Source organism: Gluconobacter sp. (assembly GCF_047722525.1).
Taxonomy (GTDB): domain Bacteria; phylum Pseudomonadota; class Alphaproteobacteria; order Acetobacterales; family Acetobacteraceae; genus Gluconobacter.
The window spans coordinates 87661-99998 of the sequence record NZ_JBDNYY010000009.1; the positions used below are offsets into that span (position 1 = coordinate 87661).

Consider the following 12338-nt stretch of genomic DNA (forward strand, 5'->3'; position numbering starts at 1 on the left):
AAAGAAACCGGAGTCAGGGTCAGGCGTTTCCCTGTACCCGAACGTATTTTCAAGGAAACATCTGCGTGCGAAAATCACTCCTGCTTCTTCTGGCTCTGTCGGTCTCCTGTGTCACGCTGACAGCCTGTGAGCATCACCGGACTTTCGGCGAAAAAGTCCGCGATACCGTCGATCCGCCGAAGGGGCCGGTCGAGCGTGCCGGGCGTTCCGTTGATCGTTCGCTTGGAAACTAGGGGGTTCTGCTGCACGATTTTTCGATCAGGGGAAACCTGAGGGGGTGAAGCGGCTTTAGAGAACGGTTAACACTGTCCTGATAGACCTTTTCCGGCGCGGTCTGCGTCTTCTGGTTTCAGGCAGTGATCGACATGTCCTCTCGCAGAACCTTTCTCAAATATGCCCTGTTCGGTGGGGCGGCGGCTGCAACAGAAGGGCTTCCGGCGGCCATCCGCCGGGCCTATGCCATCGCCCCCGATCCCGGAACGACGTATCTGAATGCCGAGCATGTCGTCATTCTCATGCAGGAGAACCGGTCTTTCGATCACATGTTCGGAACGCTGGCAGGCGTGCGGGGCTTTAACGACAGGCGTGCGATACGTCAGAAAAATGGCAGTTCCGTCTTCGTGCAGTCCGGCAAGAGTGGGGAAACCTATGCACCGTGGCGCCTGAATATTCATGATACGAAGGTGACGTGGATGGGTTCGATCCCCCATTCGCGGGACAGTCAGGTCGATGCCTGGAACGGGGGGCATCATGACCGGTGGATTGACGTCAAGCGTCCTTACAAAAAAGAATACAGACAGTATCCCCTGACCATGGGATATTATACCCGTGAGGACCTGCCGTTTTACTATGCACTGGCCGATGCTTTTACGGTCTGCGATCAGAATTACTGCGGCGTCATGTCCAGCACGACCCCCAACCGCCTTCTTTTCTGGACCGGGACTATCCGCAACCGGCAGGAAACGGATGCAAACGTCTATATCCGTAACCCGGAAATCCTGGAAGGCGGCATGACGTGGACGACCTTTCCGGAGCGGCTGGAAAAGATCGGCGTTTCCTGGAAATTCTATCAGAACGAGATCAGTCAGACGGGTGGACTGTCCAGCGCGGAACGTTCCTGGCTGTCCAATTTCGGCTGTAACGTGCTGGAGTGTTTCGACAGCTTCAACGTCAGTTCCAATCCTGGTTTCGGCGCCTGGATTCACGAACGGATCAGGGAATGTTCCGAGCATATCAGCCGGCTTGAAAAGCTTGAGATGCTGGTTTCCGGCGATCATGCCGAGCAGCTCGTCGAGGCGAAGGCACTGATGGAGGTCCTTCGTCGCCGCCAGAAATCCGCAAAGGGATATGAGAAGCTGACGCCTGAGGAGCGTGCGCTTTTCACGAAGGCCTTTGTGACCAACCGCGCCGATCCCGATTATCATTCGCTGGAAGAGCTGGCCTTTGCGGACGACCCGGACGCCCGCGGCATGCAGGCGCCGAAGGGGGATGTGCTGTACCAGTTCCGCCAGGATGTGCGGACCGGTCAGCTTCCGGCCGTTTCATGGATGGCGGCCCCTGAGCATTTCTCGGATCATCCGACGTCCGCCTGGTACGGGGCCTGGTATGTCTCGGAAGTGATGAACATCCTGACCGAAAATCCCGAAGTCTGGAAAAAGACAATTTTCATCCTGACCTATGATGAGAATGACGGCTATTTCGATCATTGCTGTTCCTACGCAGCGCCCGATCCACAGCGACCGGAAACGGGTTGCTCTTCTGCGGCAATTGGTGTGGATGGTCTGGAATATACGACAGCTCAGGATGAAATCCGGATGGGTGTTCCCGGGCGTCTTGCCCGCAGCGGGCCAATCGGGCTCGGGTTTCGCGTGCCGATGGTGGTGGCGTCTCCGTGGAGCCGGGGCGGTCGGGTCAATTCGCAGCTTTTCGATCATAGTTCAACGTTGCAGTTCCTCGAACATTTCGTTGAAAGGAAGTTCGGAACCCCCGTGCGGGAGACCAATATCTCCCCGTGGCGCCGCGCCATCTGCGGCGATCTGACGTCCTGTTTCCATCCCCATGACGAAGCGGCGCCGTCCCTGAACTATCTGGACCGGAACACGCATCTGCGTGCGATCGAGGATGCGCGGGATCGTCCCATGCCGGGCGGTTTCCGCTCTCTGTCCGCCGATGAGATCACCGCGCTGAAGGGCCAGCCGGACCTGCTGCGGAAAACCGTGCGGCAGGAAACGGGAACGCGCCCGGCCTGTGCGCTGCCTTATGAACTCTACTGTGACGGGGGCGTGGAAGCCGGGAAGGAACGTGTGAGCCTCACGCTTCGGGCGGGGCAGGCCATTCATGGACAGCGGGCTGCCGGGGCGCCGTTCAATGTGTATGACTATCGCAATGCAGGCCGTGACCTGCAGGCGGGCACCTATGCGGTGGCCGCAGGAGATACGCTGGATGTGACATTGCCGGTCGTGGGCGGACTGTATGATGTCGCGGTTCATGCGCCCAATGGCTTCTACCGGGCTTATCGCGGTCATGCTGACCGGATCGCGCTTCGGTCCGCCTGCCGTTACGAGGTCGGCAGCAAGGGGAAGGGACCAGTGATCGTTCTTTCCCTGAGCAATGCCGGAAAGGCCCCGCTGACGGTTCAGTATCGTGTCGGGGATGGTGCGCGACTGCGAACGGTCGTTGTGAAAGCCGGTGGCCATCAGGACGTCAGGCTGGATCTGTCTGCCACCCATCAGTGGTATGACGTGACACTGACCTCCCCCGAAGATCCGGATTTCAGGCATGTTTTGGGTGGCCGGATGGAAACGGGGCAACCTACGATCACTGATCCGGCCATGGCTGGATAACCCGGTCTTATGGAGTCATGATCGTGATCTGCTTTCCCGGACGGAACAGACAAGAGCCGCGATCATGATTTCAGGTCCCGCCAGCAGGACCCATTCGATGATGCTGAGGATAACCGGAGTGTCGGATGTGAGTTGAAGAACGAGGCTGAGGAGCAGACCTGCGGCGGCGCAGGATTGCAGAACGAGTCGCTGTCTTTGCGTCAGCCGGTCATGCCAGAAGACGCGGTTTCCGCGAAGGGAACCCGCGACCAGCATCAGCATTGCGCACTGTCCGCACAGGACCGACATCCAGCTCATGGCAGGATAGGTGCTTTCTGCGTCATGCGGATTGTGGCGCAGGTAAAGGCCGCGGACAGGGCAAGCGCCGTCATGCTGACAGCGGCGATTGCCGGGTTTTGCCATGGCAGACTGAGTAGGGCGACGAGCAGGCAGGCCACGGCATTGCCGCCCAGGAGTTCGGACCAGGCGCGTTCCGGGCGGCGGAGCAGTGTGTAAACCAGCATGACCCCCCAGACGACGAACACGCTCACCACTTCACAGCGCGATCTCTGTGGGGTTGTCAGGGGCAGAAGTCTGTTCGCGATGAAGAATGATGCGAAAGCGAGCGGCGTGCCCATCAGGATCCCTACATTCAGACGGGCGACCATCCGATGGCCCGCATGGTGGGGACGGCGCAGGCGCTTGAGCGTCCAAAGATGCATGCCGCTGCCAATCACCGCTGCGAGCGCCAGACCGGACAGGAAATAGAGCCAGCGCGTGAGGCCGGGCGCGAAACGGCCGACATGCAGGCCGTACAGGAAGGTGTAGGTCCTGATGACCGGGCGGTTTTCGGTATAGTCCCTGATGATGCGACCGGAGGGTCCATCAAAGGTCAGGACCCGCGCTGATGTGCTGACGGTCCCGCCATGACCCGCGATTATCGTGACGAGGGACGCCTGGTCGGAGGGGTTCAGGACATAGATCTGTTCCACGCCCGCATCCCCGAAGCGGCTCCTGGCCTCCCGCAGCATCGGCAGAAGTGGCGCGAGATGCGCAGGGTGTCCAGTGGTGGGGCGTGAATAGAGGGCGGGGTTCATCTCCCTGTAAGATGTGGTCAGGTCGTGCGGGTAGAGGGCCTGTGTACTCCAGGGCAGGAGCAGGGAGCCGAGCGTGACGGCGCCAGTCAGCGAAATCATCAGGTGAAAGGGCAGGGCAGCGACGCCCAGCAGATTGTGCATGTCCAGCCAGCTTCTCTGGCCGCGTGCGGGACGGAACGTGAAAAAATCCGCGAAAATGCGGCGATGGATGATGATCCCGGTGACCAGTCCGACGACAAGCGCCAGAGCAGCGATCGCGGCGATCAGTCGCCCCCAGGGGTAGGGAAGCTGAAGCTCGAAATGAAAGCGGTAGAAGAACTCGCCGCCCAGCGTGTCGCGGATGCCATCCGGACTACCGGTCAGGGGATCAAGGGCGCGCTGGACGTAGTCGCCTTTCGCGTCAGGCCACAATGCGGTGGCGGCGAAACTGCGGTTGCTTGCACCTGCGACGTACCAGGCATCGGCGGCCAGGGCATGGTGGCTCAGCCAGTCCAGCGCATGGGCGTCCGCCAGAAGGGGATCGACAGTCGAGGCGGAAAGTTCAGGTCTGGCCCAGAGACTGATTTCCGGCCGGAAGACACTCAGGGCTCCCGATAGTGCAATGGCGAACAGGACCCAGCCCGTAATGAGGCCCAGCGTGGTGTGGACCATGGCCATGGAGGCGCGGAACGTATTTTTCATGGGCGCCAGCCGCCCCCGATCGCCAGCGCCGTCATGAGAAGGGCCAGGCCCATCAGTCCCACCGCCAGTCGCCGGATATGAGTGAAACCGAAAGACGCGATGAAGATGATGGGCCAGAGGATCAGGCCGAGAAGGATCCCGGCCATGGCATTTTCTGCTCTTGGAAGGGGGAGCCAGAAGGCAAGACAGATCCCAGCCAGTGCGGACAGGACGTAACCGACCGGAATGGCTACGGCAAAGCGCAGGGCCCTGTCGTAGCGCGTGTTCATCCCCGGAACAGTTTTACCAGTTGAAGCCAATATTGGCCTGCGCGTTGCGGCGCTCTCCGTAATAGCAGAATTCCTGACCGTAAGAGGCGTAGCTCAGGCAGTTGGCGACAAAGTTCTTGTCAAAGAGGTTGCGGACGCTTGCGCCCACGTTCCAGCCACGCAGACTGTGCGACAGGTTGGAGAGGTCGTACCGCACGGAGGCATCGAAGACAGCATATTGCGGCACCCAGACACTCCCGTAAGATGCTTCCCCACCATAGGATTTATTGGAATAGCGCATGCCGCCGCCGAAGCCGAGGCCCTTCGCGGGGCCGGACGGCATCGTATAGAACGCGAACAGCGAGGCATTGCCCTTGCCGGACTGGATGAGCGGCTTGCCGGTTGAGTCGTCATGCACCTTCTGGATGCTGACGGCCGCCGTCAGCACGAGGTTGTGGAACGGTTCGGCATGGGCTTCGAACTCGAAACCGTCCGAATGGACCAGTCCGCTTTCGGCGCTGTAGCCGGTGTTGCCAATGCCAACGAGGACGTTGGTCTGTTCGATGTGGAATCCCGCTGCCGTCAGGAGCACTGTGGTTCCGGGAAGCTGGTATTTCAGACCACCCTCAAGCTGCTTGCCGACAGACGGACGGGCCTGACGCACGCTCTTGCCACCATCCGTGGAGACACTTCCGGACTGCGGCTGGAAGGACGTGGAATAGCTGATATACGGCGCGAGACCGAAATCGAAGTGGTAGAGGCCGGAGGCGCGCCATGTGATCTGGCTCGGACTCTGGTTGGTCGTCGTATTATACATGTTGTCGGTCTGGTGGGAGCGGTACCAGTCGTTGCGCAGGCTCCCTGTCAGGATCAGACGGCGCCAGTGGATCTCGTCCTGTCCGTAGATGCCGGCCTGATGGGAGTTGGTATTGTAATTCACCCACGGCGCAGGGGTGGGAATGGCCATCTGGTAGTTCGGATGGAAGACGTTCAGGGAGGGCGCCTCGCCGTAGAAGCCGACTTCCGAGGCGCTCTGCTGCATGTAGTCGAAACCGAACATCATGGTGTGATGCAGCGGGCCGGTCCGGACATTGCCTTTGAACTGGCTGTCGAATGTCAGGTTGTGCGTGTGTTCATTCGTCGCGATGGCCGAGCGGGCCAGTGTGTCGTCCTGACCCGGAACGTAATAGCCGCTGTCATAGACGCTGCGATACTGGGTCTTGATGTCGTCGTAGCGGCCGCGTGTGCTGAAGCTCCAGTCGCTGTTGAAGCGATGATTGAAGATGTAGGTGATGGCGCCGTGGCGGCGGTTGTATTTTTCGTACGAGGTGTCGCCGTCATAGAAATTACGCGGCAGATAGCCGAAAGGTGCCCGCTTGAGCGATCCGACGAGCGGGACGCCGCCATAGGTGCCGTTCTCAGGATCGTACTGATAGTTGCCGAGAATTGTCAGCGTCGTGGGGCCATCACCACCAAAGGTGAAGGACGGGCTGATGGAGAAGCGGCGACTTCCCGTCCGGCTGAGCTGGCTGTGCTGGCCGTTGACCGTGCCATTGACCCGGTAGCGGACAAAGCCGTTATCCGTCACATAGCCGCCGACATCGGCATCTACGCGGTACAGGTCGAACATGCCCCCAGTCGCGTTGACGCTGCCGTAGGAACGCTGATCCGTGGCAATCTTGCTGGACAGTGCCACGAGGCCGCCGGGACTGGACTGTCCGTACAGCGCCGAGGCGGGGCCTTTGAGGATTTCGATACGATCCAGACGAGAGGTGTCGGTCTGTGCGACGGCATAGCCCGTGGGGCTGTCCTGAAGTTTTAGGCCATCAAGGAATGTCGGGGCCGAAAAACCGCGCAGGGCAAACTGGTCGTAGCGGGTGCCAACGCCGCCGCCGCGAAGATCCGGTGTGATGCCTGCGGTATAACGCACGGCCTGATTGAGGTTCAGGACGTTGCGGATGTCCATCTCGTTGCGGGTGATGACCGTGACCGACTGGGCGGTTTCGATGAGAGGCGTATCCGACTTGGTTGCGGACGAGGCTAACGTCGAGGCTCTTCGTGCATGAACCCTGAGCGTCTCAACTGTTTTTGCCTGTGTGCCGGTTGTAGTGGTTTTTCTGGTGCCTGACCGCTGGGGTTGTTCCGGCGTGACGTTCTGGTCGGCTGCGAAGACTTCTCCACTCATAACGAGGGAGAGGGGTATCGCGTAAAGAATTCTGCTGCGGTGCATACCCGACCTCAATGACTGTTCGTACTGGCGTGTGGTCAGAGGCAGGTATCGCTATTGCGAGTTAGTTGCAAGTGGACTTTGGGAGAAATGAAACTTTTGAAAGATTTCGTCTTAAGTGCCTGATTATGACATACTTTTGCTGGAAAAGTTTCCGGGCGCACTGCTGGCGCCCGGGTCATTCTGCCTCACCAGACGGTGAAACCCGCATCCACATTGACAATGGCGCCCGTCATCAGGCTGGCAGCGTCGGAGGCAAGGAACTGGACGACGGAGGCCACCTCGTCAGGCTGGCCAACGCGCCCCATCGGCGTTCCGGCGATCCATGCGTCATAGAGTTCCGGTTTTTCCATGCCGAAGCGGGTCAGCGTGGTTTCGATATAGGTTGGGGCGACGGCGTTGGCACGGATGCCATGAGGCGCCCATTCGGCAGCCAGTGAACGGATGTACTGGTGAACACCCGCCTTTGACGCATTATAGGCCGCCTGCTGCTGCGGACGGTTGACGATCAGTCCGGACATGGAACCGATAGCGACAATGACACCCTTCTTCTGCTCAAGCATGATGCGCCCAGCGGCCTGACAGGAGCGGAACATGCCGTTGAGATTGATATCGACCTGCTTGAGCCACTGACCGTCCGTCATGTCCTCGGCCTTGACTTCGGAAATGCAGATGCCTGCGCAGGCCACCAGAATGTCCAGACGGCCTTCCTGTTCATGAACGCTGCGGACGGCATTCTGCACGCTTTCCGTTTTCGTGACGTCCATGACGACGCTGCCGACATCGTGACCTTCCGTGCGGAGGTCTTCCACGGCCTTTGTTGCCATGGCTTCGTCGAGATCGGCGATAATGACGCGGGCGCCGGCTTCGGCCAGGGCGGTGACGCAGGCCAGGCCAATGTTCTGTGCGCCCCCGGTCACGATGGCGACACGGTTATCAAGGCGGAGTTTTTCCATGTACATGATGTGCGGTTCCTAAAATCAGGCAGCAAGCGGATGGCGGCGACAGGCTTCGAAGGCCAGACCGTCGGGAGCGAAGAGGTGGCAGTTCTGGGGGGGGAGGGTGAGGCTTACGCGGCTTTCCACCTCCGTCAGAACCGCACCGTCTGTCTGGACGACGATGATTTCTCCGTCCGGCATACGGACATGAACGAGTGTGATGGCGCCGAGGCGTTCAATGACTTCAACGATGCCTCTATCGGGTCCCGACGTCGTGAGTTCGACGTGTTCGGGACGGATGCCGACCGTAACCTTTGTTCCGGGCAGGAGTCCGGGAGAGGTGACAGGAACATACAGGATTGAGCCGTCGCGGAGCTGGACGCTGGAGCCTGCGGAATCACCGCCCTGGAAAATGGCCGGGAAGAAGTTCATGGGCGGGGAGCCGATGAAGCGGGCCACGAAAAGATTGCGGGGGTGATGATACAGTTCGAGCGGGGAGCCGATCTGTTCGACCACGCCTTTCTGCAGGACGACGATCTTGTCCGCCATAGTCATGGCCTCGACCTGATCGTGCGTGACGTAGATCGTCGTGGCGCCGAGTTTGCGGTGCAGGGCCGAGAGTTCCACGCGCATTTGGCCACGCAGGGCGGCATCGAGGTTCGAGAGCGGCTCGTCGAACAGGAACACTTTCGGATTGCGCACAATGGCGCGCCCGATGGCGACACGCTGCCGCTGACCACCGGAAAGCTGCCCCGGCTTATGATGCAGATAGGGTTCGAGCTGGAGCGTCCGGGCGACATGCTCGATTTTCGCGCGCCGCTCGGCTTCCGGCATTCCGGCCAGTTTGAGGCCGAACTCCATGTTTTTATAGACGTCCATATGCGGGTAGAGCGCGTAGGACTGAAAGACCATCGCCAGACCACGCTTGCCGGGTTCGACGTCGTTCATGCGCTGCCCGTCGATCAGGAGGTCACCGGAAGTGATGTCCTCAAGTCCTGCGATCATGCGCAGGAGCGTGGATTTTCCGCAGCCGGACGGCCCGACGAAGACCACGAATTCGCGGTCCTCGATCGAGAGGGAAATACCCTTGATGATTTCTTCCGTAAGGTAGGTCTTGCGGAGGTTCTTGAGTTCGACAGTCGCCATGGGTCAGGCCCCGTTCGTGCAGAAATGTTGAGTGGAGTGAGCCGGGATCCGCGTCACTTGACGGCTCCGAAAGTCAGGCCGCGGACGAGCTGTTTCTGGCTGATCCAGCCGAAAACGAGGATCGGTGCCACGGCGAGGGTGGAGGCTGCGGAAAGCTTGCCGAAGAACAGCCCTTCCGGGGATGAGAACGACGCGATGAAGGCTGTCAGCGGAGCGGCGTGCGAGGACGTCAGGTTCAAGGACCAGAAGGCTTCGTTCCAGCACAGGATGAGCGACAGCAGGGCCGTGGATGCGATGCCGGGCAGGGCGAGCGGCAGGAGCACCATCGTCATTTCCTGCCAGCGTGTGGCGCCGTCCATCCGGCCAGCTTCCAGAATGGGAGCCGGGACTTCGCGGAAGAACGTGTAGAGCATCCACACGATGATCGGCAGGTTCGTGAGCATGTCCACGATCGCAAGCCCGGTGCAGGTATCGAGCAGATGCGTGTTGCGGGCCAGAAGGTAGATTGGGACCAGCACACCAACGGGCGGCAGCATCCGGGTGGAAAGCATCCACAACAGGGTGCTGCGTGTCCGCTTCGAGGGCATGAACGCCATCGAATAGGCCGCCGGAACGGCCAGTGCGATGGCGATGGCGGTCGCCCCCACCGAGACGATCACGGTGTTCAGTGCGAAATGCCAGTAGCTGGCGCGTTCGAACACCTCGGCATAGCTGCTGAGTGTCGGCATGAAGAACAGCTTCGGCGGCGAGGAAATCGCCTGCACCTCGCTTTTGAAGCTTGTCAGGATCATCCAGAAGATCGGGAAGAACAGCCAGATTGCGATCCCCCAGCCAAGGATGGTAACGCCGATCCGGGTGCTGGTTTTTGTCTTGAGCGCCATGTCAGGCCTCCAGATTGCGGGCTACGGCGCGCACCAGAAAGATTGCGACGATATTGGCGATGATGATCGCCACCACACCACCAGCGGAGGCGCCCCCCACGTCGAACTGAAGCAGGGCACGGGAGTAGATCAGGTAAGCGAGGTTGGTGGAGGCTACGCCGGGGCCACCGGCGGTGGTGACGGAGATTTCGGCGAAGATCGTCAACAGGTAGATCGTCTCGATCATGACCACGACGCTGATGGCGCGCCCCAGATGCGGCAGGATGATGTAACGAAAGCGTGCGATCGGGCCAGCGCCGTCCATGCGGGCGGCTTCGCGCTGTTCACCGTCGAGCGACTGTACGGCCGTCAACAGGATGAGAACTGCGAACGGCAGCCATTCCCAGGCGACGATCATCATCACGGTCAGGAGTGGAAAGCGCGCCAGCCAGTCGATTGGCGTGAGCCCCACAGCCCGCATCATGGCGGAATAGACGCCATAGATCGGATGCAGCATCAGGTTCTTCCACAGCAGTGCGGAGACCGTCGGCATGATGAAGAATGGGGAGATGACCATGATGCGGGCGATGCCGCGGCCGAAGAATTCCTGATCGTACAGGACAGCCAGCAGAGTTCCGCCCCCCACGCTGATGATCAGGACACCGGCGACCAGTACGAGCGTGTTCAGCAGGGAATGCAGGAAATCGGGGTCGGTCAGCAGGTACCAGTAATTGTCGATCCCAGCGAAGCCATGAAGCGTGGGGTCCACGAGGTTGTAGTTCTGCACCGAGTACCACAGCGTCATGACGAGTGGGACGATCGACCAGACCAGAAGGATCAGGACGGATGGGGAAAGGAGCAGGAAACCTGTCCTTTTCCCGCTTACCTTCGTCGGGTTCAGGGCGCTCGCCCCTGGGGGCGGGCTGTGTTCGAGAACGGCCTGCATGGTATCTTAACCTTGATCGGGCGGCGTTATCGCGCGCGGCCGGACTGGCGGAGCGCGCGGGTGATCGAAGCCTGTGCGGAGGTCAGGGCCTGATCGACTGTCATCTGGTCGGACAGGGTTGCGGCAACGGTCTGGCCGACCTGCGTGCCGATGGCCTGGAACTCCGGAATGCCGACGAACTGTGCGCCCGTATAAGGGCGGGGCTGGGCGGTCGGACCGTTTGGATCCGCCGTTTTGATGGCGTTCAGGACGAAGGAAGCGAAGGGCGCTGCCTTGACGTATTCCGGCGCGGCATAGGTGGAGGCGCGGGTTCCGGCGGGAACAGCGACCCAGCCTTTCTGTGCTGCGACCAGTTTCACGTAATCCCTGGACGTGGCCCATGTGATGAAGGTCTGGGCATCCGCGCTCTGATGGGAACTGACGGGAACGGCGAGGCTCCAGCTCCACAGCCAGGTCGGGCCTTTGCCGTAAGGGCCTTTGGGGGAGGGCGCGAAACCGACCTTGTCTGCAACCTGTGACTGTTTGGGGTCGAACAGCAGGCCGCCTGCGACGGTGGAATCAATCCAGATCCCACAGTGACCGCTGGCGAACAGGGCCAGGTTTTCGTTGAAGCCGTTGGAGGTGGCACCCGGAGGGCCGTCAGCTTTCAGGGCCGAGACGTACCAGTTGAGGGTCGCCTTCCAGGCATCAGACGTCATGGTCGGCTTCCAGGACATGTCAAACCACTGAGCGCCGAACGTATTGGCGAGCGAGGAGACATACGCCATGTTCTCGCCCCAGCCGGGCTTGCCACGCAGGCAGATGCCATAGACCTGATTGCCCTTGTCCGTGATCTTGTCGGCGAACTGGCGGATCTGGTCGTAGGTGGGTGCGTTCGGCATCGTCAGACCGGCTTTCTGGAACAGGTCCTTGCGGTAATAGGTCATGACGCTTTCGGCGTAGAACGGCAGGGCGTAGAGCTTGCCATTCGCAGTCAGGCTGTCGCGGACGGAGGGCAGGATGTCGTTCACGTCATAGGCGGCGTCGGGTTTGATCTCGGTAAGCCAGCCCTGTTTGGCCCAGATCGGCACTTCGTAGTTGCCAATGGTCACGACGTCGAACTGGCCGGTTTTCATGGCGATATCGGTCGTCACGCGCTGACGCAGGACGTTTTCTTCCAGTGTGACCCAGTTCAGGTGAATATCCGGATGGGCTTTTTCAAATTCCTGCGAAAGCTGCCGCATGACGATCATGTCGCCGTTGTTCACGGTGGCGATCGTGAGGGTGCCGGCGGCCTTCGCTGTGGACAGGGCAGAACCGGTCAACAGGAGAGCCAGAGTGCAGATGGCTGCGCGGGTATTTTTCAGACGGGACATGGAAAATCAGACCTCTGG

General features: G+C 60.3%; 11 protein-coding genes. 2 read left to right on the forward strand and 9 right to left on the reverse strand.

Annotation, left to right across the window (positions count from 1 at the left end; genetic code table 11):
- The first annotated feature begins 65 nt into the window (after positions 1-65).
- The gene (locus tag ABF859_RS10280) at positions 66-233 is read left to right on the forward strand and encodes a hypothetical protein (RefSeq protein ID WP_415527685.1); all 168 of its coding nucleotides are present in this window, start codon (positions 66-68) and stop codon (positions 231-233) included.
- Positions 234-365: 132 nt separating this feature from the next.
- A complete protein-coding gene (locus ABF859_RS10285) occupies positions 366-2843 on the forward strand; it encodes a phosphocholine-specific phospholipase C (protein ID WP_415527686.1) in 2478 nt (825 codons plus the stop codon).
- Between the two features lie 15 nt (positions 2844-2858).
- Here ABF859_RS10285 and ABF859_RS10290 read toward each other — a convergent pair whose 3' ends face one another.
- From ABF859_RS10290 to ABF859_RS10330, 9 genes are all read right to left on the reverse strand, one after another.
- Positions 2859-3140 (reverse strand): hypothetical protein, encoded by a 282-nt coding sequence (locus ABF859_RS10290; RefSeq protein WP_415527687.1) that lies wholly within the window; start codon positions 3138-3140, stop codon positions 2859-2861.
- Positions 3137-4600: a PepSY-associated TM helix domain-containing protein gene (locus tag ABF859_RS10295; RefSeq protein WP_415527688.1), complete on the reverse strand. Its 1464-nt coding sequence runs from the start codon at positions 4598-4600 to the stop codon at positions 3137-3139. The genes ABF859_RS10290 and ABF859_RS10295 overlap by 4 nt, the downstream gene beginning before the upstream one ends.
- Positions 4597-4869, reverse strand: a complete 273-nt coding sequence (locus ABF859_RS10300; RefSeq protein WP_415527689.1) for a hypothetical protein — start codon at positions 4867-4869, stop codon at positions 4597-4599. Before ABF859_RS10300 ends, ABF859_RS10295 begins: the two co-directional genes overlap by 4 nt.
- Before the next feature lie 13 nt (positions 4870-4882).
- On the reverse strand, positions 4883-7078 hold the full coding sequence (locus ABF859_RS10305; protein WP_415527690.1) for a TonB-dependent siderophore receptor: 2196 nt from the start codon (positions 7076-7078) through the stop codon (positions 4883-4885).
- Positions 7079-7263: 185 nt separating this feature from the next.
- Positions 7264-8037, reverse strand: a complete 774-nt coding sequence (locus tag ABF859_RS10310; protein WP_415527691.1) for an SDR family NAD(P)-dependent oxidoreductase — start codon at positions 8035-8037, stop codon at positions 7264-7266.
- A gap of 18 nt (positions 8038-8055) precedes the next feature.
- Complete coding sequence (locus ABF859_RS10315) at positions 8056-9159, reverse strand: ABC transporter ATP-binding protein (RefSeq protein WP_415527692.1); 1104 nt, start codon at positions 9157-9159, stop codon at positions 8056-8058.
- A 53-nt stretch (positions 9160-9212) separates the two neighbouring features.
- Positions 9213-10040, reverse strand: a complete 828-nt coding sequence (locus tag ABF859_RS10320) for a carbohydrate ABC transporter permease (RefSeq protein WP_415527693.1) — start codon at positions 10038-10040, stop codon at positions 9213-9215.
- 1 nt (position 10041) lies between these two features.
- Positions 10042-10965 carry a carbohydrate ABC transporter permease gene (locus ABF859_RS10325; RefSeq protein ID WP_415527694.1) on the reverse strand — a complete coding sequence of 308 codons (924 nt, stop codon included), beginning with the start codon at positions 10963-10965 and terminating at the stop codon, positions 10042-10044.
- A gap of 26 nt (positions 10966-10991) precedes the next feature.
- On the reverse strand, positions 10992-12320 hold the full coding sequence (locus ABF859_RS10330; RefSeq protein ID WP_415527695.1) for an ABC transporter substrate-binding protein: 1329 nt from the start codon (positions 12318-12320) through the stop codon (positions 10992-10994).
- Positions 12321-12338: the final 18 nt, after the last annotated feature.

Bases quoted from the DNA above. Each gene is read 5' to 3' on its own strand.
- ABF859_RS10285 (WP_415527686.1), top strand. From the start codon at position 366: ATGTCCTCTCGCAGAACCTTTCTCAAATATGCCCTGTTCGGTGGGGCG.
- ABF859_RS10320 (WP_415527693.1), bottom strand. From the start codon at position 10,040: ATGGCGCTCAAGACAAAAACCAGCACCCGGATCGGCGTTACCATCCTT.
- ABF859_RS10315 (WP_415527692.1), bottom strand. From the start codon at position 9,159: ATGGCGACTGTCGAACTCAAGAACCTCCGCAAGACCTACCTTACGGAA.
- ABF859_RS10305 (WP_415527690.1), bottom strand. From the start codon at position 7,078: ATGCACCGCAGCAGAATTCTTTACGCGATACCCCTCTCCCTCGTTATG.
- ABF859_RS10310 (WP_415527691.1), bottom strand. From the start codon at position 8,037: ATGTACATGGAAAAACTCCGCCTTGATAACCGTGTCGCCATCGTGACC.
- ABF859_RS10295 (WP_415527688.1), bottom strand. From the start codon at position 4,600: ATGAAAAATACGTTCCGCGCCTCCATGGCCATGGTCCACACCACGCTG.
- ABF859_RS10290 (WP_415527687.1), bottom strand. From the start codon at position 3,140: ATGAGCTGGATGTCGGTCCTGTGCGGACAGTGCGCAATGCTGATGCTG.
- ABF859_RS10300 (WP_415527689.1), bottom strand. From the start codon at position 4,869: ATGAACACGCGCTACGACAGGGCCCTGCGCTTTGCCGTAGCCATTCCG.
- ABF859_RS10325 (WP_415527694.1), bottom strand. From the start codon at position 10,965: ATGCAGGCCGTTCTCGAACACAGCCCGCCCCCAGGGGCGAGCGCCCTG.
- ABF859_RS10330 (WP_415527695.1), bottom strand. From the start codon at position 12,320: ATGTCCCGTCTGAAAAATACCCGCGCAGCCATCTGCACTCTGGCTCTC.